Genomic DNA, 21,527 nt, shown 5'->3' on the forward strand with positions numbered 1-21,527 from the left:
CGGCGCGACACTAGCGGAGGTTCCGCCCGTGTTCCATGCAGAAACGTGTGGTCCAACGCGGCGAGACCGAGAATCTGCAAGTTTTCAACGGCCGCGATGCCGCTGGGAACGACAAAGGCCGCCCCTTGGGGCGGCCTTGCGATTCCTGACCGGTGAAAGGCGTCAGCCGTTCACGCTGTCCTTCAGCGCCTTGGCGATGGAAACCTTCACGACCTTGTCGGCGGCTTTCATCATCGTCTCGCCCGTGGCCGGGTTGCGAACCTGGCGCTCGGGACGGGCGCGGCACTGGACCTTGCCGATGCCCGGCAGGGTGACGGCGCCACCGCCAGCGACTTCGCGCGTGACAACGGCCGAGATTGCGTCGAGAGCCGCCGAGGCGGTTTTCTTGTCCGAGCCCATTTCTTCGGCCAGAGCGGCGACGAGCTGGGTCTTGGTCATCGGTTTGGACATATCTGTCTCCTCACTGTGCCCCGTCGGTTGGGGTAATCCTGCGCCATTTAGCGTCATGTAGTGTTGCTACACAATCTTTTGTGGCCTCTGGCAAGCGTTTTCCGCTTGTTTGTGGCGTTTTTTTGCCCTTTCCGTCGGGTCTCAGAGGAAAGCGGTCTCTTCAAAGCTGCGCAACTTGCGGCTGTGGATACGTTCAAGCGGCATTTCGCGCAAGCGCTCCATCGCCCGAATCCCGATCAGAAGGTGGCGACTGACCTGGGTACGGTAGAAATCCGTGGCCATGCCGGGCAGCTTCAGCTCGCCATGCAGAGGCTTGTCTGAGACACAAAGAAGCGTGCCATAGGGCACACGGAACCGGAATCCATTGGCCGCGATCGTCGCACTTTCCATGTCCAGCGCGATGGCGCGGGACTGGCTGAGGCGTTGAACCGGACCGGTCTGGTCGCGCAGTTCCCAGTTGCGGTTGTCAACCGTGGCGACGGTGCCCGTGCGCATGATGCGCTTCAGCTCAAACCCGTCGATTTCCGAAACCTCGGCGACGGCTTCCTGCAGCGCGATCTGAATCTCGGCCAAGGCGGGTACCGGCACCCAGACCGGCAGGTCGTCGTCCAGCACCTTGTCCTCGCGCAGATAGGCATGGGCGAGCACGAAATCGCCAAGCGACTGGCTGTTCCTCAGCCCCGCGCAATGGCCGACCATCAGCCAGGCATGGGGGCGCAGGACCGCGATATGGTCGGTCGCGGTCTTGGCGTTCGATGGCCCCACGCCGATATTCACAAGCGTGATCCCCTGCCCGCCGCGCCGCTTCAGGTGATAGGTCGGCATCTGCGGCAGTTTCGGCAGTTGCGGGATGTCGCCATCCTCGGCGGTGATCTCGTGATTTCCGGGCGCGACGAAGGCGGTGTAGCCTGAGGCCGGATCGCCCAGCGCCTTGCGGGCGAAGGCCTCGAACTCATCCACGTAGAACTGGTAGTTGGTGAAGAGGACGTGGTTCTGGAAATGCACCGGATCGGTCGCGGTGTAATGCGCGAGACGCGCCAGTGAATAATCCACCCGTTGCGCCGTAAAGGGCGCCAGATGCCCCGACCCATCGGCATTCGGCCCGGCAGTGCCGTTGACGATATCGTCGTTGGTCGTGGCCAGATCCGGCACGTCGAAGACATCGCGCAGCGGGAAGTCCAGCACGCCTTCCTGCGGGACCGAGACGGCTGGATTGGAGGCCACCGCAAAATGGATCGGGATCGGCGTGGCGCTGGGGCCAACAATGACCGGTACGCCGTGGTTCTCGATCAGAAGGCCCAACTGTTGAACAAGGTAGTTCCGGAACAGGTCCGGCCGGGTGACCGTCGCGGCATAGGTGCCCGGTATGGCGACATGGCCGAAGCTCAGGCGGCTGTCGGCCTTGGCATGGCTCGTGGTCGTCACACGGACTTCGGGATAGAAGGCGCGGACCCTTGTCTTGGGGCGCACGCCCGCGACGGTCTCGCTGAACTTATCAAACAGGAACCGTGTGGCTTGGGTGTAAAGCGCCTCCAGCCGCGATACCGCCGCCTCGGCATCGGTAAAGGCCTCGGGTGCTGCGACCTGCGGCATCAGGACCGGTAATTCGCCTTGTGCGTTCATGCGTAAAGCTCCGCTGAGATCCGGTGCGACGGGTCGGGATAAGGGATGTGGGGCTGGCTTCGGTCGGACATGCCGAAATCTGGCAGATCGGCCCAGCGCCCGCAAGGCGGGACCGTTACGGCGGGTAGATTGAAACTATCCTTGCCGGAAGGATCGGCTTCTACTCACCAAGTCCGAGTGCAGCAAAGCCGCGGTCGGAAAGACGCGCATGCAGCGCCTCGGCCTCAGCAGCCAGATCCGCATCATGCGCCTCCGGCGCGCGGTCGGCGACCGGGCGCAATTGCTGCGGCATGTCGGGCGTGACGCCTATCCGCGTCGCAACGGCCTGCCAGACGGCAGGATCCGCGCTCAGCGCCTCATACGGTACGAAAGTCACGTTCTCGGCGGCGGCTTCAACCGGGTCGAGTGCCGAATAGGCCGCGATCCAGACGCGCAACCAGTAATCCATGCTGCCCGGATCACCCTCTGGCCGACCGCTGAACATGAAGGGCCTATGGGTCGCGCCGAACTCGTGATGTCCGAGCCAAGTCATGTAGTCACGGATGAACGGGTCGGCATCGAGAAAGCGCTGATGTTGCCCCAGAAGGCTCGCCGCATGGTCGAGCGGACGGCGAAGCGGCACGAGAAATTCAGCCTTCGGCATGGCCTTGGCCAGCGTGCTGAGCCGCAGGATATTGTTGTTGTTCTTCGAGACGTAGCGGGCCTTGCCGGTCTTCTTCAGCACCAGACGGATCAGGTCACGGTATCCGGCGATCAGATCGGCATCGGGCTTGTGCACCTTCAGCCCGTCCGCGCCGATATAGCTTTTCCCATCGAATATGCGCCAATAGACCTCGTCGAGCGCCTCGGGGCTTTGGGTATCCACCTCAATCCCGTCACCGTGGGCGCGTTCGGCCTTCACACCAGGCTTCTGTCCCTTGCGGCTGAGCTTCGCCCAAAGGTTCGGGGCCAGCACGAATGGCATGTCGGCATAGGTGAGCGAGCCGAATTCCCCGGTGCGGTGGATCTCGCGCATCAGGATCGTCGTGCCCGCGCGGGCAAGGCCGGTGACGAAGACATGGCACCCGGTATCCTCAGGGGTAGTCTTCAGATGCATTCCCCGTTCGATGTCATGCATCATCTCGGCAGTCGCGGGCGAGGCCAGCGCCAGCCTGTGCAGCATCCGGTCGAGCGCCGAGTAATCAGCCACGCGTCACCTTGAGCCGGAGCCAGATGTAAAGGATCGAGACCACGCACAATGCCCCGATCACGGCAGGTCGGAGAAGCGCCTCAACCCAAACGGCAAAACCACCGGGAAAGACCAGTCCCAGAAGCAGCACAGGCGTGAGTGCCAGCATCAGCATGACGAAAAACTGGATCGACCCCTTGCCGATCGTCCAGGAATAGGACGGCAGGATCTTTTCCTTCCAGTGATCCGAGATACGTTTGCTTTTCAGCACCCGCCCGGATTTCTGCGCCGTCGCCGTAACCTTGCGGATCACCGGTAGAAGCGGCAGGCGCAAAAAAGCCTCGCTGGCGAGTACGCCGGCGAGCAGGACAAAGATCCAGACCATTTTATTCTGCGGGCTCGCCGTCGCCCGATCCCTTGGCCACCTTTGACTTGCGACCCTTCAGCATCCGTTTGATCGGATAATAAAGCACAGCGACAATCGCGAGGAAGATTGACCCTATCACGCCGAGAACGGCCGCAATCGCCCCCGCGCCGACACCCGGGCCGATATAGGCCATTGCCATCTGAGGCGACATCAAGATCGCCGCGGCAAGTGTTACGATCAGAACTTCGCGCTTAACCATTGCAGTTTACCTTCTCAAGCACCTTGACCAATGCGTCGCCAACGGACGGCTCAATGTAGCGGGTCCACGCCATTGCGTAAACTTGCCCGTCGCCAGCACGGTTGAGATATTGCTGGACGATATTCCCGTCTTTGTCGAAAATCAGCAATCTTCCGCCAAAAGTCTCCTCGACCATGAGGTTCCCGCCGGGAAGCACCTCCGAGAGTCCCGCAAAGGTCGTTTCGACATCATACTTCAGGAATGCGTCCCGCCAGGGCCTCGTAACTTCACCCGTGGAGAAGTCGTATATCATTACATCGACCACCTCTTCGACACGGGTGCCCTTGCCGTAATCCCTTACATTGTTGCTGAAAACCGAGATGCGATGATCGTCGAGTATGTCGACATCGTGCTGTTTCAACCACGGTCCTTCCTTCATCCAGATGATTTCATTCGTTGAAGGGCGATAGAGCATAACCATGGACGGCCCGCGCAGATTGACGAAAAGATCGCCTTTCTTCCAAAAGGGACCATCTTCGAGGACCGGCTGAATGTCGTTCAGGTGCAGAGGGTCGTCATAATATGTCAGGATCGGAAACAATTTCCCCAAAAGGTCGTGATCGGTGAAAACCTTGGTCAGAGAAATGCTTTCGACACGCTTTCCGTCCAGCGTAACGCGATCAAGCGAATCGTTGGCGTAGGATGCGGGCCAACGGCTGTCCGGTTCTTGCGGAGGATGAGCAGGTACCCAGAAATCACCATTCGCGTCGACCTCGGTCGAATGCGAATAGATGCGGTCCGCAAGTAGCCACATCGGATGCGAACAGGCATCTGTCCGAACCATAGGGCTGTAATTATCCTTGAGGATCAGACCGCCATCGGCATTCACGAAGGGGTGGAGTGTCTGGAAATGCGACAGCGTCCATCTTTCGTTCTCTGAGCGTTGCGGGATCGGGTCCACATCGGCCATGAGCTCGTTGACGTCCGGCAACCACGTGTAGTGGGTTTTCATGTCACTGAGGCTGACAAGTTCAATAGACTGACGCTGCAGATCACCGTCGATCCGGCTAAGAAGCACATAACCGTCCAATCCGGGCGCCCCGGCATCGCCGAACGACCAGCCGCTCGGAATCGCGTCGAACCGTTTGGCGTAGTGATTTATCCTGGAATCGGGATCGCGCAGCCGTTTGAAGACCAGCGGAAGTTCAGCCAGCGCGTGAGCGGCAGCACCAACGCCTCCCGCAAATGAGGACCCGCGTTCGCGCAATAGGACGAGCCCGCCGAACGCGATCAGCCCCAAAAGTCCGATCAGGGCAAACACGCACAACACCCAGGCTTCGATACGCGCGAACAGAAATCTCTTCATAAAACCGGACCACACTTTGCAGGAAGGCTGCTACAACGATTGCGGCCATGGAAAGTAGAAATTTACTTGGCGTCAATAGCAGCGGACTTTTTCCGGGTAGAATCAGGGTTCCCGACAGAAGCCGCTGAACGAAACCTGGACGGAGGAATGAATTGTCAACGGTGAAAGCCCGAATTTCAATCACCTACTGCACCGGTTGCAACTGGCTCTTGCGGTCCGGCTGGATGGCGCAGGAGCTTTTGTCGACCTTTGGCACCGATATCGGCGGCGTGACGCTGATCCCCGGCACCGGCGGCACCTTTGAAATCCGGGTCGGGGATGAGCTGGTTTGGGACCGCAAGCGCGACGGCGGCTTTCCGGACGTCAAGGCGCTTAAGCAGATGGTCCGCGACCGGATCGACCCGGACCGTGATCTGGGTCATATCGACCGCGCGAAGGGCTGATCAACAGCTCGTTCGCGTCATCACGTCCTGATCTTTCGCGCCACAATGAACCGGCGGGGCGGCTGGGCGGGGTGGTTGCCGGTCTCGATGATCTCAAACCCGGCCTTCATGACCGCCGCTTCAAGTTCCGCGATATGCCCGATCCGCACGAACGGCGCCTTGCCGACCAGTTGCATCAGCGGCAGGACACCCATCATAAAGGTGAGAAACATTCGTTCGCGCGTCCAGCCCGATCCCGCAACGGGGCGGCAGATGGTCTTGGAAATAAAGAGGCCGCCAGGTTTCAGAAGATGGTTCACCCGGTCCAGCGCCTTCGGCAGATCGGTCAGAAGGTGCAGCATGTTGAAGGCAAGGACGGCGTCATAGGGTCCGTCGTCCAACGCCGCGTCGTGAACATCGGCCGCAACAAAACGGATGTTCTTCACACCTTCGGCCCCGGCCTTGCGCTGCCCGACCGCGATCATTCCGGGCGAGACATCGCTCGCCGTAATCTCGCCCACACCCGGTGCGAGCAGGAGCGCAGTCGATCCGCTGCCGCAGCCCAGTTCCAGCACCCTGTCCTTCCCGGACAGGTGAGACCGGGTCCGCTCCAGAGTATAGGTATAGGCGTCCATGTCCTTGATGGGCGATTTGGCATATTTCTCGGCGATGCCGTCCCAGAATTTTGCTGTGTCTTGCATGATGTGTCTCCTTTGATCACGGAGATACTCATGCGATTTTCATAAATAAATTGCCGAAATACGTTGTTTGAATATACAAATATGCATGGATAAGCGCCCCGGCAGCTTTGACTGGAACCATGTCCGCGCCTTTCTCGCCACCGCCGAGAAAGGCTCACTTTCCGCCGCTGCGCGGGTGCTGGGCCTCACCCAGCCGACGCTGGGCCGACAGGTCGCGGCACTGGAGCAGGACCTCGGCATCCTTCTCTTCGAACGGGTCGGCCGCACGTTGCACCTGACTGAAGCCGGGCGCGACCTCTTGGGCCATGTCCGGGCGATGGGAGCCGCGGCGGACCGCGTTGCACTCGCGGCCAACGGCCAGTCCCAGTCGATCGAGGGCATGGTCCGGATCACGGCGAGCGAGGGGCTCTCCGCCCATATCCTGCCCGCCGCACTGAAACGGATCAGAGAGGTCGCCCCCCGGCTGGAGATCGACATCGTCGCCGCCAATGATATCCGCGACCTGATGCGGCGGGAGGCCGATATCGCCATCCGCCATGTCCGCCCCGAACAGCCCGACCTCATCGCCCGTCTGGTGCGCGAGGCAAGGGCGTATTTCTATGCCTCACCCGGCTATCTTGCGGCACGGGGCCGCCCAAGGACCCTCGCCGACCTCGCCCGGCACGATTTCATCGGCTTCGGTGACAACCGGCGCATGCTCGACTACCTCCAGCCCCTCGGAATGCCGGTGACCGAGGCGAATTTCCGCATCGGCTCGGCCAATGGCATCGTCGCCTGGGAACTGGCGCGGCAGGGCTTCGGCATCGCGCCGATGTGGGACGATCTGGCGCGCCTCAACCCGGAAATGGAACGCATCCTGCCCGACCTGAAGCCGATCACCTTCCCGATCTGGCTGACGACCCACCGCGAGCTGCATACCAGCCGGCGCATCCGGCTGGTCTTCGATCTGCTTGCGGAGTTCCTCTCGCGCGAGCCGCTGGCGGGGATCAGCCCCTGAGGACGCCGCCCGTGGCCTTCGCGACCTTCTCGACGATCTTGGCCGAAACCGCCTCGATTTCCTCGTCGGTCAGGGTCTTGTCGCGCGGTTGCAGGCGGACGGAAATGGCGAGTGACTTCTTGCCCGTGCCCATCTGCGCCTCGGCCTTCTCGCCGGTGAACTGATCGAAGACGGCAACGCTTTCGATCAGCGCCTTGTCAGCGCCCTGTGCGGCGTTCACAAGCGTCAGCGCCTCGACCTCTTTGCCTACGACAAAGGCAAAGTCGCGCTCGACCGCCTGAAGGTCGGACCGGCCGAGGGCGGCGCGGGTTGTGGTTTTCGATTTCGGGAAGGGCACGGCCTCAACCCTTACTGTGAAGGCAACCGCAGGCCCCTTCACATCCATCGCCTTCAACACCTTCGGATGCACGTCACCGAAAGTGGCGATCACGTTCGGCCCCAGACCCATCACGCCCGACCGGCCCGGATGCCACCAGGCATCGGCCCTGCGGCTGATCTGCACCTTCTGGGGAGCACCCAAAGCGGCCAGCACCGCCTCGGCATCGGCCTTGGCGTCGTAAAGATCGGCCATGCGGCGCGAGCCATAGGGGTCGCGCGGCGCGGTCGCACCGATCAGAAGGCCCGTGGCCATCAGCGCCTGTTCGCCGGGCTCGCCGCCATGGAAGGCGGGGCCGACTTCGAACAGCGCGAGGTCCATGAAGCCGCGCGCCTGATTGCGGGCGGCGGCCTGCAAGAGACCCGGCAGCAGGTCGGGCCGCATATGGGTCATTTCCGACGAGATCGGATTTTCCAGCCGCGTCGCCTCACCCCCGCCGCCGAACATCGCAGCGGACGCGCCGTCGATGAACGAATAGGTCACGCATTCATTGTAACCCAAAGCCGCCAGCACCCGCCGCGCCGCCTTCTCGCGCATCTGCATCGGCGTCAGGATCGGTTTCGGCACGCCCGGTTTCGCCCGCCGCATCGGCTTGCCTTCCAGCTTCGTCAGCGACGCGATGCGCGCCACTTCCTCGACCAGATCGGCCTCACCCAGAATATCGGGCCGCCAGGAGGGCGGATGGGCCATATCGCCCTTCAGGGCGAAGCCCAGGGCCTCCAACGTCGCCCGCTGGTCGCCCTCGGCGATGTTCATGCCGACGAGGCTCACGACCTTCTTCGCATCGAACCGATAGGCCCGGTCGCTGACCGGCACCGCGCCATCCATCACGACCTCAGAGGCCTCGCCGCCACAGAGGTCAAGGATCATCCGCGTCGCCAGTTCCAGCCCCGGCAGGGTGAAGTCCGGGTCCACGCCGCGTTCAAAGCGGTAGCGGGCATCGGAATTGATCTTCAGCGCCCGGCCCGTCGTGGCAATCGTGATCGGGTCCCAATAGGCGCTTTCAAGGAAGACATCGGTCGTTTCCTCGGTGCAGCCGGAAACCGCGCCGCCCATCACACCGGCGATGCTTTCGGGGCCCTGATCATCCGAAATCACCATCATACCGGGGCGGAACGTATAGGTCTTCTCATCCAGCGCCTCGATGGTTTCGCCGCCCGCCGCCGGATGGATGCGCAGATCGCCCTTCACCTTGCTCGCGTCGAAGACATGCAGGGGCCGGTTCTGATCGAAGGTGAAGAAGTTGGTGATATCGACCAGCGCCGAGATCGGGCGCAGGCCAATGGCCTTCAGCCGCGCCTGCAACCAGGCCGGGCTCGGCCCGTTCTTCACACCGCGGATCAGGCGGCCGGTGAAGAGGGGGCAACCCTTTTCCTTCAGGACCTCGTCGATCACCACCTTGATCGGGCTCTCAAACCCGCCCTTGACCGGCTCGACATTCAGCGGCTTGAGCCGCCCGAGGCCCCGCGCCGCCAGATCGCGGGCAAGGCCGCGCACGCCCAAAGCATCGGGGCGGTTCGGGGTGATCTTGATATAGATCATCGGATCGACCGCGCCGGGGCGGTTCTTCGCCAGCCAGTCCACGAACCGCTCGCCGACCTCGCCCGACGGGAGTTCGATGATGCCGTCATGTTCGTCGGAAAGTTCAAGTTCCCGTTCCGAGGCCATCATGCCATGGCTCTCGACCCCCCGGATCTTGCCGACGCCAAGGGTCACGTCGATGCCGGGCACATAATCGCCGGGCTTGCAGAGGACGACCGTGATGCCTTCCCGCGCGTTCGGCGCGCCGCAGACGATCTGCTTTTCGCCCTCATCGGTCAGCACCCGGCAGACCCTGAGCTTGTCGGCATCGGGATGCTGTTCGGCATGGAGCACCTTGGCGAGGGTGAAGGCAGAGAGCCGTGCTGCGCGGTCCTCGACCTCTTCGACCTCAAGGCCAAGATCGGTCAGCGCATAGAGGATCTCGTCGAGCGTGGCTTGCGTTTCGAGATGGTCTTTCAGCCAGGAGAGGGTGAATTTCATTGTCATATCCTGCCGATGGTTAGCTGCAGCACCAGATAGATCGTTCCGACGAGCCCCGCGATCATTAGGTACCCAATGAGTAGATTGATTGGCCAAGAAAACTGTCTTGTAGCCATGAAGCGAACGGTTTTCGAAAGCGCATCCGGGCAGTTAACAGAAAGCAATCTTGGCCCTCTGGCGTCGATATCGATCATGTCGACTATTACGAGTTCGCCCGGAGCGATTGAGGGGACATGGATAACGAAATGCCCATTCTCTAGTAGCTTCGGAGTGTGGTCGCGGGGGGGCCAGAGATTGAAGCTAGTCAAATGCTCACTGAACACAATCTCAACGTTGGAGGCGGCCTTCTTGCCAGTATTCTGCACGAAGAACTTTTCGGTCCAGATGGAGATCTTTTCGCCATCTTCCCGCAATTTGAACTGGTGATAGTTAGAACTCGTGGAGCCCCAGATAAGCTTTACTCTGGCTCGAAGCAGCCAAAGCAAAAAGGCAGTCACCAGCGCAAGGGCGATGGAAATTATGAAGTCGTGAGCAGGATCAAGTTTGTCCCATAGCTTGCTGGCAAGTTCCATCACCTGCTCAGCCCCCCGGCCACCGTCGGCATGTCGAGGCTGGTAAACCCGTAATGCCTCAGCCATCGCAGGTCGCTTTCGAAGAACGCGCGCAGGTCGGGGATGCCGTATTTCAGCATCGCCAGCCGGTCGATGCCCATCCCGAAGGCAAAGCCCTGCCATTCGTCGGGATCGACACCGCCTGCGCGCAGCACATGCGGGTGGACCATGCCGCTGCCCAGGATTTCCATCCAGCCATCGCCCTCGCCGATCTTCAGCTGGCCCTTGTCCCAGGAACAGCGGATATCGACCTCGGCCGAGGGTTCGGTGAAGGGGAAATGCGAGGCGCGGAAGCGCAGTTCGACATCGTCAACCTCGAAGAAGGCGCGGCAGAACTCCTCCAGCACCCATTTGAGGTTGGCCATGGAGATGTCGCGGTCGATGGCCAGCCCCTCGATCTGGTGGAACATCGGCGCATGGGTCTGGTCCATGTCCATGCGGTAGACGCGGCCCGGCGCGATGACGCGGATCGGCGCGCCATGGGTCTGCATCGCGCGGATCTGCACGGGGCTGGTGTGGGTGCGCAGGACATGCGGCGGGCGGTTGTCGCCTGTCGCGCGGTGCATGAAGAAGGTGTCATGCTCCTGCCGGGCGGGGTGTTCGGGCGCGATGTTGAGCGCGTCGAAATTGTACCAGTCGGACTCAATCTGCGGGCCTTCGGCCACGGCAAACCCCATATCGGCGAAGATCGCGGTGATTTCCTCGGTGACCTGGCTGACGGGATGGATCGTGCCCTGACGGCGCGGACGGCCCGGCAAAGTGACGTCGAGCCATTCGGATTTCAGCCGCTCATCAAGGGCGGCATCGGCCAGCGCGGATTTCTTCGCCTTCAAAGCGGCGTCGATCTCATCCTTGAGCCGGTTCAGCGCCTGCCCGGCTTCCTGCCGCTGGGCGGGGTCCATCTGGCCAAGTTCGCGCATCTTCAGCGAAATCTCGCCCTTCTTGCCAAGGGCCGCCACGCGCAGCTCCTCCAGCGCGGCCTCATCCCCCGCCCCGGAAATCCCTTCCAGATACTTGCCCTTCAGCGCGTCCAATCCGTCCATCGGTCCCTCCGGCATCACCGGCCTTCTGCTATCACACGGCACCCTGAATTCAAGCTGCCCAAAGAAAAACCCCGCGGAGGCCTTTCACGGCCACTCGCGGGGTTTCAACTGTCCCTCGGTGAAGAGGAGTTACGCGAGCGCGGCCTTCGCCTTTTCGACGATGGCCCCAAACGCCGCCGGCTCATGCACGGCGAGATCGGCGAGCACCTTGCGGTCCACCTCGATCCCGGCAAGGCCGAGCGCGTTGATGAAGCGCGAATAGGTCATGTCGGCGTCCACCGCACGCACCGCCGCGTTGATCCGCTGGATCCACAGGGCGCGGAAGTTGCGCTTGCGGGCCTTGCGGTCGCGGGTGGCGTATTGGTTCGCCTTGTCCACGGCCTGCGTGGCAGTGCGGAAGTTGGTCGAACGCGCGGCGTAGTAGCCTTTCGCCTTCTTGATGACCTTGCGGTGACGGGCGTGCGTGACGACGCCGGATTTAACGCGAGCCATGTGTCTGTCTCCTCAGCGGTCGTAGGGCATGTATTTCTTGACGATCTTCGTATCCGCATCCGACAGCAGCATGGTGCCGGTGGCTTTGCGGATAAAGTCCGTCGATCGCTTGATCATGCCGTGACGCTTGCCGGCGACACCAGCCTTGACGCGGCCCGAGGCCGTCATCTTGAACCGCTTCTTGGCGGCCGATTTGGTCTTCATCTTGGGCATTTTCATCTCCTGTGTCAGACGTGAACGCGCGACTCGGCAATGCCACTTGGCCGGAAGCGCGGGGTATTCGAGAGGCGGCGTATAGACGCGATGGGCGGGTTTGGCAAGTACCGCATCCGCCTTGCGGTACTATTCCGGATCGGTCCGGAAGATCAGCCGTTCGTCACAGGGAGCCACGCGCAGGATGTTGGTCGTACCCTTGACGTTGAAGGGCACGCCTGCCGTGACCACGATCTGATCCTTCTCGGTCGCGAAACCGTATTCGCGCGCCGCGCGGGCGGCGGAGACGACGGCCATCTTGAAGCGGTCGACCGTGTCGGTCAGCACGCAATGCACCCCCCAGGTCAGGCAAAGGCGGCGCAACGTCGCGGGGATCGGCGTCAGCGCGATGATCGGCACGCTGGGCCGTTCGCGGGCGACGAGGCTTGCCGTGGTGCCCGACTGGGTAAAGCAGCAGATCGCGTGAATGTCGGTCGCCTCGGCGATTTCTCGCGAGGCCGCCACGATGCCGTCGGCAATGGTGGTGCGGCTGACGCGGCGTGAAGCCTCGATCACCTCGCGGTAGGTCGGGTCGGCCTCCACCGATTTTGCCACGCTGTCCATCGTCGTGACCGCCTCGACCGGATAGTCCCCGGCCGCACTTTCGGCCGAGAGCATGACGGCATCGGCGCCCTCGTAGATCGCGGTGGCGACGTCGGAGACCTCCGCCCGGGTGGGCATCGGGCTTTCGATCATCGATTCCAGCATCTGGGTCGCGACGATGACCGGTTTCGCCGCCGCCCGCGCACCGCGCACCAGTTGCTTCTGGATCGGCGGCACCGAATGGACCGGCAGTTCGACGCCCAGATCGCCGCGCGCGACCATGATCCCGTCGGAGGCGGCGAGGATCTCCTTATAGGCCTTCACGGCGGCGGGTTTTTCGATCTTCGACAGGATCGCGGCGCGGCCCCTGGCCAGCCCGCGCGCCTCCTGCACGTCTTCGGGGCGCTGCACGAAGGACAAGGCAAGCCAGTCGACCCCGAGTTCGCAGGCAAATTCCAGATCGGCCCGGTCCTTGTCGGACAAAGCCGCCAACGGCAGGACGACGTCGGGCACATTCACGCCCTTGCGGTTCGAAATCGTGCCGCCCGTCGTCACGGTGCAATTGGCAAAATCGGCGCCGCAGGTCTCGACCTTTAGCCGGATCTTGCCGTCGTTGACGAGAAGCGAGGCCCCCGGTTCAAGGGCGGCAAAGATCTCCTTGTGCGGCAGGCAGACGCGGGTTTTGTCGCCTTCCGCCGGGTCGAGATCAAAGCGGAAAGCAGCCCCTTCCGCCAGTTCCTCCTCGCCCTTCGCAAAGACACCCGTGCGCAGCTTCGGACCCTGAAGGTCGGCGAGGATCGCGATCGGGCGACCGGTATCGGCCTCAATCTTGCGGATGATCGCATGGCGGGCGGCCTGTTCTTCATGGCTGCCATGGCTCATGTTCAGCCGGAAAACGTCCGCACCCGCCTCAAAGAGCGCCCGGATCGTCTCATAATCGCTCGACGAGGGGCCGAGCGTGGCGACGATCTTTACGTTCCTGAGGCGTCTCATCCCGGCCATGGCATCTCTTCCGTTTGCGCTATCATCGAAATCCGCCCCTCTATGGCCGAAAAGCCGCGCCACGGCAACTGGCGCTTTGCCGTCCGCCGGGGTAAGGGACGGATGACATTCCAAGATGACGGTGAGATGACGACACAACCTTTCGAGATCGTCGGCGCTGAACGCCCCTCGCGCTGGCTTGTGACCTGCGATCATGCGACCAACCGGGTGCCCGACTGCATCGGCGGCGGCAGCCTCGGCATTTCTCCCGGCGATATGGAACGCCATATCGCCTATGATATCGGCGCGGCGGGGGTAACGCGGCGACTGGCCGAGCGGCTGAACGCGCCTGCGATCCTCTCGGACTTCTCGCGGCTCGTCATCGACCCCAACCGGGGTGAGGACGACCCGACGCTGGTGATGAAGCTTTACGACTCGACGATCATCCCGGTGAACCGCGATGTCGATGGCGACGAAACCGAGCGCCGCCTGAACGCCTTCCACCGGCCCTATCACGACGCGCTGGAAGGGCTCGCGATCCGCCGCAGCGATACCGTCATCTGCGCGGTCCACAGCTTCACGCCCCGGCTTTTCGGGCGCGGCGACAGGCCCTGGCAGGTGGGAATCCTCTATTCCCACCTCGACCCGAAACTGTCGCTCGCCATTCTTGACCGGCTGCGCGCCGAGCCCGACCTGAACGTGGGCGAAAACGAACCTTACGGCGGCCATCTCGACGGCGATTCCATCGACCGGCATGCGCTGAAGAAGGGCCGCCCCAATGTGCTGATCGAGATCCGCCACGACCTGATCCGCACCGAGGACGGCCAGATCGCCTGGGCCGACCGGCTGGCGCCGATCCTTGAAGCCGCGCTGGCGGATATCAATCTCTGAGTCGAGGAGAAGATCATGGACGACCAGACCCGCATCGAGATCGAAGCCGCCGCCTTCCGGACGCTCCGCCATCATCTGATGGAAAAACGCGCCGATGTGCAGAATATCGACCTGATGAACCTCGCCGGTTTCTGCCGCAACTGCCTTGCCCGCTGGTATCAGGAGGCCGCCGCCGAACGCGGCATCGAGATGACCAAGGACGAGGCGCGCGAAGTCTATTACGGCATGCCCTACGAGGACTGGTGCGCGGCGAACCAGACCGAAGCCGATGCCGCCAAGCAGGAGGTTTTCAAAAAAGTCTTTGCCGAGAACGTCGGCGATCCTACGAAACCCTGACGGCCGCTTCCCGCAGATGCGCCACAACAGCCCGCAGCAACGTGCGCCGCGCGATCGCGCTTGGCCAGACCATCACATAGTCGCGTGACATCGGCAGTGAATGCGGCTCCACCACCAGCAGCCGTTCCGACCGGATATCGTCCCCGGCAATGCGCTCGGGCACCAGCGCGACCCCCAGACCGGCACGGGCAAGCGCGGCTGCGACCGCGATCATCCCGACCTTCAGCCCGGCACCCGGATCGGGCCGCCGATCACTCAACCGGTCGGCAAACCACGCGTTCCACGCCGGTTGGGTCGCGAAGGCCGGTCCCCAGTCGGTGTGGATGAAGGCGCTGTCTGGGAGCGCCTCCACCCCGCCCTCGGGCATTGTGAAACCGGGGGCGGCGACCGCCACGATCCGGTCCCGGAACAGCACCTCCGTCACATGGTCGGCATAATAATCCGCGCCATAGGTGATCCTCAGGTCCACGCCATCGCGGGCGAAGGCGACGGGGTCATCCTCCACCCGTATTTCCACCTTTCCGTCTGAGGCAAAGCCCACCATGGCCGGGGCGAGCCACAACTCAGCCACGCTCGGCAAAACCGAGACGACCAGCCGCGCCCGGTTGCGCCCTTCGGCCAGTTCGTCGGCGACCGAGGCGAGATCGGTCAGCGCCTGCTCGATTCGTGGATAGATCGCGCGCCCCGCATCGGTCAGCGTGATCCGGTTGCCCTGCCTCAGGAACAGGTGCTTTCCAAGATGCTGTTCCAGCGCCCGAACCTGCTGGCTGACAGCAGCCGAGGTCACGCCAAGCTCTACCCCCGCCTGCACGAAACTGCCGGTTCTGGCGGCGACCTCAAAAGCCCGCATTGCGTTCAGCGGCGGAAGCATTGCCCTATCTCTCGAAAGTTTTTCTTATGCTCCGGGAAATTTTCTCCCGTTGCAAGGTGACCCTTCCGTTGCCACCCTCGCCGCAATCCAAGGGAGGCCCCGATGCACCATATCCTCGATCTCGACCGCTACACGCTCCACCGCCCCGGCAGTCCGGAATGGCAGGCACTGGTGACGCAGGCCCGCGCCGACCTTGCGGCGAACGGCATGTTCAACCTCGAAGGGTTCATGCGACCGGAGGTGATCGCGTCCGTCGTGGCCGATCTTGCGCCGAAATTCGACACCGAGAGCTTCACCCATGCCCGGCGCCACAACATCTATTTCAAGAAGGATATCCCCGGCCTCGCCCCCGATCACCCCGCCCTGCGCCAGTTCGAGACGTGCAACCGCACCCTCTGCGGCGACCAGATCCAAGGCCCGCTGACCGAGATGTACCGCTGGCCGGAACTGGCCAGTTTCATCGCCGCGACGATGGAAAAGCCGCAGCTTCATCCGATGGCCGACCCCCTCGCCTGCGTCAACCTCATGTCCTATAACGAGGGTCAGGCGCTGAACTGGCATTTCGACCGGTCGGAATTCACCACGACCCTTCTCTTGCAAGCCCCCGAAGCAGGCGGCGAGTTCGAATACCGCTCGGACTTGAGGAGCGACGACGACCCGAACTACGACGGCGTCGCGAAACTTCTGGCCGGTGAAGACCCGATGCTCCACCGGCTCTCCGTGACGCCGGGCACACTCAACGTCTTCAAGGGCAAGAACACCGCCCACCGGGTCACGCCCGTGAAGGGCGGCCGCGCGCGGATCATCACAGTCCTGACATATTACGAACGCCCGGGTGTTCGCTTCACCGACGAGGAAAACATCGGATTTTACGGGCGCGCGGCATGAACCGTGATGTCTTCGCAGCCGAAAAGATGGCCCGCGACTTCTAGGATCACTCTTCGGCTTCGGCGACAAGCGACAGCGGCGCCACGCCCTTCGGCAGGTCGGCGGTGGTCAGCGGCTCGGCCGGTCGGGCAAGGCGGTTCCTGACAACCCAGTGCAGCCGCGTCTCGGCCCGCGTGATCGCGACATAGGCAAGGCGCTTCCACAAGGGAATCCCCGCCTCCATTCGCCCCACCTTCGCGGCGACGAAAAGGTCGGGCGCAAAGACCTGAACGTCAGGCCATTGCGAGCCTTGCGCCTTGTGGATCGTCACCGCCGAGCCATGCAGAAAAGCCGCGCCCATATGGGCTGCGGAGGGGATGAAGGGCTCCTCCTCATCCGGCAGTTCGATCTTGATGATCGAGGCAGCGGAAACCTGCGGGTCCTCGGCGCCGATCACATGCAGCTTCGCGAACCCCGCCTTCTTGCCGGGGCCGAGATAGATGACCTGCGCGCCCTTGATCAGCCCCCGCGCCTCCAGATCAATGCGCTTCTTGCGGTGCTTCAGGGGCAGTTCGATCCCGTCGCAGATCAGGGGCTCACCGGGCAGAAGATCGTCCGGCGGTGCGCCATAGGCCGCCCGGAACGCCTGTATCAGCCGGATACGGGTCTGATTGCGCCAGACCAGAACCGGCGACCGCGCCATCAGACCGGCATCCACCCGCTCGGCCCATTGGATGCGCTCATCCTTGCGCGCGGCGGCCTCAACCATCCGCTCGAACCCCTCAAACGTCAGGTCGGGATCGGCCAGCGCATGGGCAAGATCGAGGATCGGGTTGTCCTCTTCCTGCCGGTGGATGCGGTGCAGCACCAGCTTGCGGCTCTCGGACAGCCGGTCGAACACCATCTCGCCTGACTGACCCACCGGGGCCAACTGCGCCGGATCGCCGAACAGGACAAGCGTCGGGAAGATTTCCTTCAGGTCGTCCATCTGGCGTTCATCCAGCATCGACGCCTCATCGACAAAGCCGATATCCAGCGGGTCCTCGCGCCGTTTCCAGCCCTTGATGAAATCCGAGCCCCTAAGGCCAGCGGCGGCCAGCGCGCCGGGGATCGACTTAACCTGATCGTAAAAGGCCTTGGCACGGTCGAGCGCGATTTCGGTCAGCCCCTCGACCGTCGGCCGGTCGCCATTTCCCGCCAGCCATTCGGCGATCTTTTCGTATTCCGGGTCATAGACCGGGGTATAGAGGATGCGGTGGATCGTCGTCGCGGGCACGCCGCGCCCGCGCAAGACGCTCGCCGCCTTGTTGGTGGGCGCAAGCACCGCCAATGTGCGCCGGTCCTTGCGCCGCTTGCCTTCATAATCGCCCGAGATCGTGTCGACCCCGGCGGCATCCAGCGCCTTGGTCAGTTCGGCCAAGAGCATCGTCTTGCCCGATCCGGCCTTGCCAATCACTGCCAGAACGCTCGCCCGGCCCGTCGCGGCGGGCATCAGCGTTCCGCCCAGCAGATCGACGCCCGCGCTGCCCAGAACATCGGCGACGCGGTCCCAGGCCTCGGCCTGGTCTTCGGAAAAGGTAAGGGCGGACCCGGACATGGGCGCGACCCTATAGGCCGCGCCCGGGGGATGCCAGCCGGTTTAGCCGGCCGCCGGCAGGTCCGTGCGATCGCCAAAAGCGCGGTTAAACCAGAGCTGCGACACCTCGGGCGAAATGCCCGCCTTGCGCGCCATCTTGCGCCGGATTTCCTCGGAAAACTCCCAGATGCCAAGGCTGACCGCATCAGCCCCCTGTCCCTCGGTGCCCAGCACGGTCGGTTGCCAACCCAGCAGCCGGTAGATCCGCACCATGCGCGCATCGAACACCCCGACCGCCCGCGCCAGCCCGAAGCCGACACCAAGCTGCGCGCCGCCCAGCATCAGCGCAGCCGACGTCGTCGGCGGGGTATGTTCGGCAAGACAGAACCGGGTGCATTCCCAGACCTTCGGATGGGCGAACCTGCGCCCGGCCGCCAGCGATGAGAAGTGGTCGTTGACCATGGTCGGTCCCAGCGTCGGCAGGAACCGCATCGATCCGCCATGGCGCCCGTCCGGCATCTGCCAGATCACATAGGTCGGGTTCAACGCATCATATTCGTCGCGCTCCCACCCGTTACGGTCCACGCTGACCGCCCAGCCCAGCCTTTCGCGGAACTGCGTCGCGCGGTCGGCAAACATCGTGTCCCGCAACAGCGGGTAATGGCCGAGTTCTTCGGCCGTCAGAAATCGCAGCATCGTGCCCTCCATCAGGATGACGGAAGGGCTTAGCGAAACTTGGTTAATTCGCGGCTAGGGCAGCGTTAAGGTTAAAGCAACACAAGACCTTCGGCGATGGCACGGGCCACGGCCTGCGTCGTGTTGCTGGCGCCCAGCTTGAAGCGGGCGCTTTCGACATAGGCGCGGAGCGTATGTTCGGAAATGGCCAGACTGTCGGCGGCCTGTGCCCGGTTCAGCCCCATCGCGAGCATGGTCAGAACATCGACCTCGCGCGGAGAAAGGTTCTGCATCGCGTAGAAATCGGTTCCCCGCTCGATCTCCAGCGCCTTCTGGTTGACAAAATGTGAAACAAGGATCAGGTCACCCATATATTCGCCGGTAAACTTCTCCCACCGCGTATCACTCATGTGATCAGAGATGGTGAACATGGCGAACTGGCCGTTCGGGCCACGGATCGGCACCGAATATCCCTGATTGCCCACCCCCGCGTCGAGGGCCTCGCCCAGAAAGTTTCGCGACAGCCGCCCCGACCAGTCCAGACGTTTCCAGTCAACCGGGTGAAAGCGACGGAAGCATCCCTGCACGACCGGGTCGATCCGTGCGAAGTCTTCATCGACGTAACGTTCGACCCAGGCCGGGTCGTAGGTCAGGACGGCGTATTGCTGGCCGGTTGAGTTGACGGAGTGATAGACCAGATGTTCGACCGGGAAGTGATCCCTGAGCCCAAGGATCACCGATTGAAGATCATCAAGCGTTTTCGCCCGCTGAAGTCGATCTATGAACTCCGCCAGTCTTGCCTGCATTCGCGGCGAAACCTCCGGCCATCACCCCCGCCACCTGAGCGATCTCGCCTGCTGCCACCAGCGATGTGTCGTCAAGCTGCTCTGCCAACGACGACAATCCGTTCGCCTGTGCAAACGCCTTGAGATCGGTCAGCACATCTAGGATCCATTCGTATTGCATCTTTACTCTCGTGAAAAGTGGTTTGGCGAGCCTACTACAACCCCAGCATGTAAAATGTTCCTTAGCGGACCTATTCGATCAACTCCCCGATTATGATGGGGGTGAACTTTATAACATATTGATTTTATTTGATTCGTGAGTGAGTTTCGTTATCATTTCGAAAATCCAGGGTAATTAAATGGCCCCGAAAGACTGAACGCGGAGCGGTTTTTAGTATCTTGGCCACCGCGATTGCCGCCAGAACTCTGTCGCACATATTGACGCCAGTGCCGCACAATATGCGGCACTGGTTCCCATTCCGTATTTCCAGCCGTCCGAAATGACGCCGCCAGTCGCGTGATCAGCCCCGCCGACCCGCCTCCAAAGCGTCCTCGAAGGTCCGGAGCCCGGTACGCGGCGCCTGCACCAGCACCGCCATATTGCCCGGCTTGTGCTCGTTCCGGCGCATCTTCATATGCGCGGCCGGAATTTCATCCCAGGGGAAGACCTCGGACATGCAGGGATCGAGACGGCGCTCCAGCATCAGCTTGTTCGCGGCCGAGGCCTGCGCGAGATGCGCGAAATGCGAGCCCTGGAGGCGCTTCTGATGCATCCACATGTAGCGCACGTCGAAGGTGCAGTTGAAACCCGAGGTACCGGCGCAGATCACGACCATGCCGCCCTTCTTGCAGACCAGAGACGAGACCGGGAAGGTCGCCTCGCCGGGATGCTCAAAGACCATGTCAACATTGACGCCCTTGCCGGTGATGTCCCAGATCGCCTTGCCGAACTTGCGCGCCTCTTTCAGCCATGCGTTGTATTCGGGGCTGTTGACCTTGGGCAGTTGTCCCCAGCACTTGAAATCGTTGCGGTTGATCACGCCCTTGGCGCCCAGCCCCATGACGAAGTCGCGCTTGCTCTCGTCGCTGATCACCCCGATCGCGTTGCCGCCCGCCGTATTGATGAGCTGAATCGCGTAAGAGCCGAGACCGCCCGACGCGCCCCAGACCAGCACGTTCTGGCCCGGCTGAAGGTCATGCGGCGCGTGGCCGAAGAGCATCCGGTAGGCTGTGGCCAGCGTCAGCGTGTAGCAGGCGGATTCTTCCCAGGTCAGGTGCTTGGGACGCGGCATCAACTGCTGCGCCTGCACGCGGGTGAACTGCGAAAACGATCCGTCGCCGGTCTCATAGCCCCAGATCCGCTGGCTTGGCGAAAACATCGGGTCGCCGCCATTGCAGTGTTCGTCGTCGCCATCATCCTGGTTGCAGTGGATGACGACCTCGTCGCCGACCTTCCAGCGCTTGACCTTCTCGCCCACGGCCCAGACGATGCCCGAGGCATCGGACCCGGCGATGTGATAATCCTGCTTGTGCACATCGAAGGGGCTGATCGGCTCACCCCGGCTGGCCCAGACGCCGTTGTAGTTGACGCCCGCCGCCATCACCAGAACCAGCACCTCGTTGCTGTCCAGCTTCCAGGTATCGACGACCTCGACCTGCATCGCGGTTTCGGGCTCGCCATGGCGCTCGCGCCGGATCGCCCAGGCATACATCTGCTTCGGCACATGGCCCAAAGGCGGCATCTCGCCGATCTCGTAGAGGTCTTTTTCGGGCGCGTCGTAGGGCGCGATTTCGGTTTGCGTATCCAAGGCCATCTACCTCTCCTGACATCTTCGCCGCATCGCAGAATCAACGCGGGCTCAAGGCATGGAATA

24 protein-coding genes are annotated in these 21,527 nt (G+C 62.5%); 5 read left to right on the plus strand and 19 right to left on the minus strand.

The window, feature by feature from the left end; genetic code table 11:
• Window positions 1-162: 162 nt before the first annotated feature.
• The 6 genes from QKW60_RS18480 to QKW60_RS18505 form a co-directional block, all read right to left on the minus strand.
• The gene (locus QKW60_RS18480; protein WP_282370885.1) at window positions 163-450 is read right to left on the minus strand and encodes an HU family DNA-binding protein; all 288 of its coding nucleotides are present in this window, start codon (window positions 448-450) and stop codon (window positions 163-165) included.
• A gap of 141 nt (window positions 451-591) precedes the next feature.
• Window positions 592-2,073: an AMP nucleosidase gene (locus QKW60_RS18485; RefSeq protein ID WP_282370887.1), complete on the minus strand. Its 1,482-nt coding sequence runs from the start codon at window positions 2,071-2,073 to the stop codon at window positions 592-594.
• A 160-nt stretch (window positions 2,074-2,233) separates the two neighbouring features.
• Window positions 2,234-3,262, minus strand: a complete 1,029-nt coding sequence (locus QKW60_RS18490) for a sulfotransferase (RefSeq protein ID WP_282370889.1) — start codon at window positions 3,260-3,262, stop codon at window positions 2,234-2,236.
• Window positions 3,255-3,626: a hypothetical protein gene (locus QKW60_RS18495; RefSeq protein ID WP_282370891.1), complete on the minus strand. Its 372-nt coding sequence runs from the start codon at window positions 3,624-3,626 to the stop codon at window positions 3,255-3,257. The genes QKW60_RS18490 and QKW60_RS18495 overlap by 8 nt, the downstream gene beginning before the upstream one ends.
• 1 nt (window position 3,627) lies before the next feature.
• A complete protein-coding gene (locus QKW60_RS18500) occupies window positions 3,628-3,867 on the minus strand; it encodes a hypothetical protein (protein ID WP_282370893.1) in 240 nt (79 codons plus the stop codon).
• Entirely contained in the window at window positions 3,860-5,113 is a 1,254-nt protein-coding gene (locus QKW60_RS18505) for an arylsulfotransferase family protein (RefSeq protein ID WP_282370895.1), read from the minus strand. Before QKW60_RS18505 ends, QKW60_RS18500 begins: the two co-directional genes overlap by 8 nt.
• A 251-nt stretch (window positions 5,114-5,364) precedes the next feature.
• Here QKW60_RS18505 and QKW60_RS18510 point away from each other — a divergent pair, with 251 nt between their 5' ends.
• The gene (locus tag QKW60_RS18510; protein ID WP_282370897.1) at window positions 5,365-5,655 is read left to right on the plus strand and encodes an Rdx family protein; all 291 of its coding nucleotides are present in this window, start codon (window positions 5,365-5,367) and stop codon (window positions 5,653-5,655) included.
• Between the two features lie 20 nt (window positions 5,656-5,675).
• On the opposite strand, the gene QKW60_RS18515 is transcribed toward QKW60_RS18510, so the two are convergent.
• Window positions 5,676-6,335 (minus strand): class I SAM-dependent methyltransferase, encoded by a 660-nt coding sequence (locus QKW60_RS18515; protein WP_282370899.1) that lies wholly within the window; start codon window positions 6,333-6,335, stop codon window positions 5,676-5,678.
• Window positions 6,336-6,420: 85 nt separating this feature from the next.
• On the opposite strand from QKW60_RS18515, the gene QKW60_RS18520 reads away from it, so the two are divergent.
• Entirely contained in the window at window positions 6,421-7,332 is a 912-nt protein-coding gene (locus tag QKW60_RS18520; RefSeq protein WP_282370901.1) for a LysR family transcriptional regulator, read from the plus strand.
• On the opposite strand, the gene pheT is transcribed toward QKW60_RS18520, so the two are convergent.
• From pheT to pyk, 6 genes are all read right to left on the minus strand, one after another.
• Window positions 7,322-9,730 (minus strand): phenylalanine--tRNA ligase subunit beta, encoded by a 2,409-nt coding sequence (gene pheT / locus QKW60_RS18525; protein WP_282370903.1) that lies wholly within the window; start codon window positions 9,728-9,730, stop codon window positions 7,322-7,324. The genes QKW60_RS18520 and pheT overlap by 11 nt on opposite strands.
• 2 nt (window positions 9,731-9,732) lie before the next feature.
• Entirely contained in the window at window positions 9,733-10,302 is a 570-nt protein-coding gene (locus tag QKW60_RS18530; RefSeq protein ID WP_282370905.1) for a hypothetical protein, read from the minus strand.
• Window positions 10,302-11,384 carry a phenylalanine--tRNA ligase subunit alpha gene (gene pheS / locus QKW60_RS18535; protein WP_282370907.1) on the minus strand — a complete coding sequence of 361 codons (1,083 nt, stop codon included), beginning with the start codon at window positions 11,382-11,384 and terminating at the stop codon, window positions 10,302-10,304. The genes QKW60_RS18530 and pheS overlap by 1 nt, the downstream gene beginning before the upstream one ends.
• 129 nt (window positions 11,385-11,513) lie before the next feature.
• The gene (rplT, locus tag QKW60_RS18540) at window positions 11,514-11,876 is read right to left on the minus strand and encodes a 50S ribosomal protein L20 (protein WP_282370908.1); all 363 of its coding nucleotides are present in this window, start codon (window positions 11,874-11,876) and stop codon (window positions 11,514-11,516) included.
• Window positions 11,877-11,888: 12 nt separating this feature from the next.
• Window positions 11,889-12,089, minus strand: coding sequence for a 50S ribosomal protein L35 (gene rpmI / locus QKW60_RS18545; RefSeq protein ID WP_282370909.1), 201 nt, complete (start codon window positions 12,087-12,089; stop codon window positions 11,889-11,891).
• Between the two features lie 129 nt (window positions 12,090-12,218).
• On the minus strand, window positions 12,219-13,664 hold the full coding sequence (gene pyk, locus QKW60_RS18550) for a pyruvate kinase (protein WP_282371047.1): 1,446 nt from the start codon (window positions 13,662-13,664) through the stop codon (window positions 12,219-12,221).
• 135 nt (window positions 13,665-13,799) lie between these two features.
• Between pyk and QKW60_RS18555 the strand changes: the two genes are divergently transcribed.
• Together QKW60_RS18555 and QKW60_RS18560 are read left to right on the plus strand one after the other, a co-directional pair.
• Entirely contained in the window at window positions 13,800-14,543 is a 744-nt protein-coding gene (locus QKW60_RS18555; RefSeq protein WP_282370910.1) for an N-formylglutamate amidohydrolase, read from the plus strand.
• Between the two features lie 15 nt (window positions 14,544-14,558).
• On the plus strand, window positions 14,559-14,879 hold the full coding sequence (locus QKW60_RS18560; protein ID WP_282370911.1) for a DUF1244 domain-containing protein: 321 nt from the start codon (window positions 14,559-14,561) through the stop codon (window positions 14,877-14,879).
• Here the strand turns inward: QKW60_RS18560 and QKW60_RS18565 are convergent.
• On the minus strand, window positions 14,866-15,750 hold the full coding sequence (locus QKW60_RS18565) for a LysR substrate-binding domain-containing protein (protein ID WP_282370912.1): 885 nt from the start codon (window positions 15,748-15,750) through the stop codon (window positions 14,866-14,868). The two genes, QKW60_RS18560 and QKW60_RS18565, sit on opposite strands and share 14 nt — an antisense overlap.
• 102 nt (window positions 15,751-15,852) lie before the next feature.
• On the opposite strand from QKW60_RS18565, the gene QKW60_RS18570 reads away from it, so the two are divergent.
• Entirely contained in the window at window positions 15,853-16,638 is a 786-nt protein-coding gene (locus QKW60_RS18570) for a HalD/BesD family halogenase (protein WP_282370913.1), read from the plus strand.
• A 46-nt stretch (window positions 16,639-16,684) separates the two neighbouring features.
• Here QKW60_RS18570 and QKW60_RS18575 read toward each other — a convergent pair whose 3' ends face one another.
• The 5 genes from QKW60_RS18575 to ccrA form a co-directional block, all read right to left on the minus strand.
• Complete coding sequence (locus QKW60_RS18575) at window positions 16,685-18,214, minus strand: ATP-dependent DNA helicase (protein ID WP_282370914.1); 1,530 nt, start codon at window positions 18,212-18,214, stop codon at window positions 16,685-16,687.
• 42 nt (window positions 18,215-18,256) lie between these two features.
• A complete protein-coding gene (locus QKW60_RS18580) occupies window positions 18,257-18,889 on the minus strand; it encodes an acyl-homoserine-lactone synthase (protein WP_282370915.1) in 633 nt (210 codons plus the stop codon).
• A 71-nt stretch (window positions 18,890-18,960) separates the two neighbouring features.
• On the minus strand, window positions 18,961-19,674 hold the full coding sequence (locus QKW60_RS18585) for a helix-turn-helix transcriptional regulator (protein ID WP_282370916.1): 714 nt from the start codon (window positions 19,672-19,674) through the stop codon (window positions 18,961-18,963).
• The gene (locus tag QKW60_RS18590) at window positions 19,619-19,834 is read right to left on the minus strand and encodes a hypothetical protein (protein ID WP_282370917.1); all 216 of its coding nucleotides are present in this window, start codon (window positions 19,832-19,834) and stop codon (window positions 19,619-19,621) included. Before QKW60_RS18590 ends, QKW60_RS18585 begins: the two co-directional genes overlap by 56 nt.
• Before the next feature lie 340 nt (window positions 19,835-20,174).
• Window positions 20,175-21,467 carry a crotonyl-CoA carboxylase/reductase gene (gene ccrA / locus QKW60_RS18595; RefSeq protein ID WP_282370919.1) on the minus strand — a complete coding sequence of 431 codons (1,293 nt, stop codon included), beginning with the start codon at window positions 21,465-21,467 and terminating at the stop codon, window positions 20,175-20,177.
• Between the last annotated feature and the right edge of the window lie 60 nt (window positions 21,468-21,527).

This window comes from Albidovulum aestuarii, from assembly GCF_029961185.1.
GTDB classification, from domain to species: Bacteria; Pseudomonadota; Alphaproteobacteria; order Rhodobacterales; family Rhodobacteraceae; genus Albidovulum; species Albidovulum aestuarii.

Bases quoted from the DNA above. Each gene is read 5' to 3' on its own strand.
- QKW60_RS18480 (WP_282370885.1), bottom strand. From the start codon at position 450: ATGTCCAAACCGATGACCAAGACCCAGCTCGTCGCCGCTCTGGCCGAA.
- QKW60_RS18485 (WP_282370887.1), bottom strand. From the start codon at position 2,073: ATGAACGCACAAGGCGAATTACCGGTCCTGATGCCGCAGGTCGCAGCA.
- QKW60_RS18495 (WP_282370891.1), bottom strand. From the start codon at position 3,626: ATGGTCTGGATCTTTGTCCTGCTCGCCGGCGTACTCGCCAGCGAGGCT.
- QKW60_RS18500 (WP_282370893.1), bottom strand. From the start codon at position 3,867: ATGGTTAAGCGCGAAGTTCTGATCGTAACACTTGCCGCGGCGATCTTG.
- QKW60_RS18515 (WP_282370899.1), bottom strand. From the start codon at position 6,335: ATGCAAGACACAGCAAAATTCTGGGACGGCATCGCCGAGAAATATGCC.
- QKW60_RS18520 (WP_282370901.1), top strand. From the start codon at position 6,421: ATGGATAAGCGCCCCGGCAGCTTTGACTGGAACCATGTCCGCGCCTTT.
- pheT (WP_282370903.1), bottom strand. From the start codon at position 9,730: ATGAAATTCACCCTCTCCTGGCTGAAAGACCATCTCGAAACGCAAGCC.
- QKW60_RS18530 (WP_282370905.1), bottom strand. From the start codon at position 10,302: ATGGAACTTGCCAGCAAGCTATGGGACAAACTTGATCCTGCTCACGAC.
- pheS (WP_282370907.1), bottom strand. From the start codon at position 11,384: ATGGACGGATTGGACGCGCTGAAGGGCAAGTATCTGGAAGGGATTTCC.
- rplT (WP_282370908.1), bottom strand. From the start codon at position 11,876: ATGGCTCGCGTTAAATCCGGCGTCGTCACGCACGCCCGTCACCGCAAG.
- rpmI (WP_282370909.1), bottom strand. From the start codon at position 12,089: ATGCCCAAGATGAAGACCAAATCGGCCGCCAAGAAGCGGTTCAAGATG.
- pyk (WP_282371047.1), bottom strand. From the start codon at position 13,664: ATGAGACGCCTCAGGAACGTAAAGATCGTCGCCACGCTCGGCCCCTCG.
- QKW60_RS18555 (WP_282370910.1), top strand. From the start codon at position 13,800: ATGACGACACAACCTTTCGAGATCGTCGGCGCTGAACGCCCCTCGCGC.
- QKW60_RS18560 (WP_282370911.1), top strand. From the start codon at position 14,559: ATGGACGACCAGACCCGCATCGAGATCGAAGCCGCCGCCTTCCGGACG.
- QKW60_RS18565 (WP_282370912.1), bottom strand. From the start codon at position 15,750: ATGCTTCCGCCGCTGAACGCAATGCGGGCTTTTGAGGTCGCCGCCAGA.
- QKW60_RS18570 (WP_282370913.1), top strand. From the start codon at position 15,853: ATGCACCATATCCTCGATCTCGACCGCTACACGCTCCACCGCCCCGGC.
- QKW60_RS18575 (WP_282370914.1), bottom strand. From the start codon at position 18,214: ATGTCCGGGTCCGCCCTTACCTTTTCCGAAGACCAGGCCGAGGCCTGG.
- QKW60_RS18580 (WP_282370915.1), bottom strand. From the start codon at position 18,889: ATGCTGCGATTTCTGACGGCCGAAGAACTCGGCCATTACCCGCTGTTG.
- QKW60_RS18585 (WP_282370916.1), bottom strand. From the start codon at position 19,674: ATGCAGGCAAGACTGGCGGAGTTCATAGATCGACTTCAGCGGGCGAAA.
- QKW60_RS18590 (WP_282370917.1), bottom strand. From the start codon at position 19,834: ATGCAATACGAATGGATCCTAGATGTGCTGACCGATCTCAAGGCGTTT.
- ccrA (WP_282370919.1), bottom strand. From the start codon at position 21,467: ATGGCCTTGGATACGCAAACCGAAATCGCGCCCTACGACGCGCCCGAA.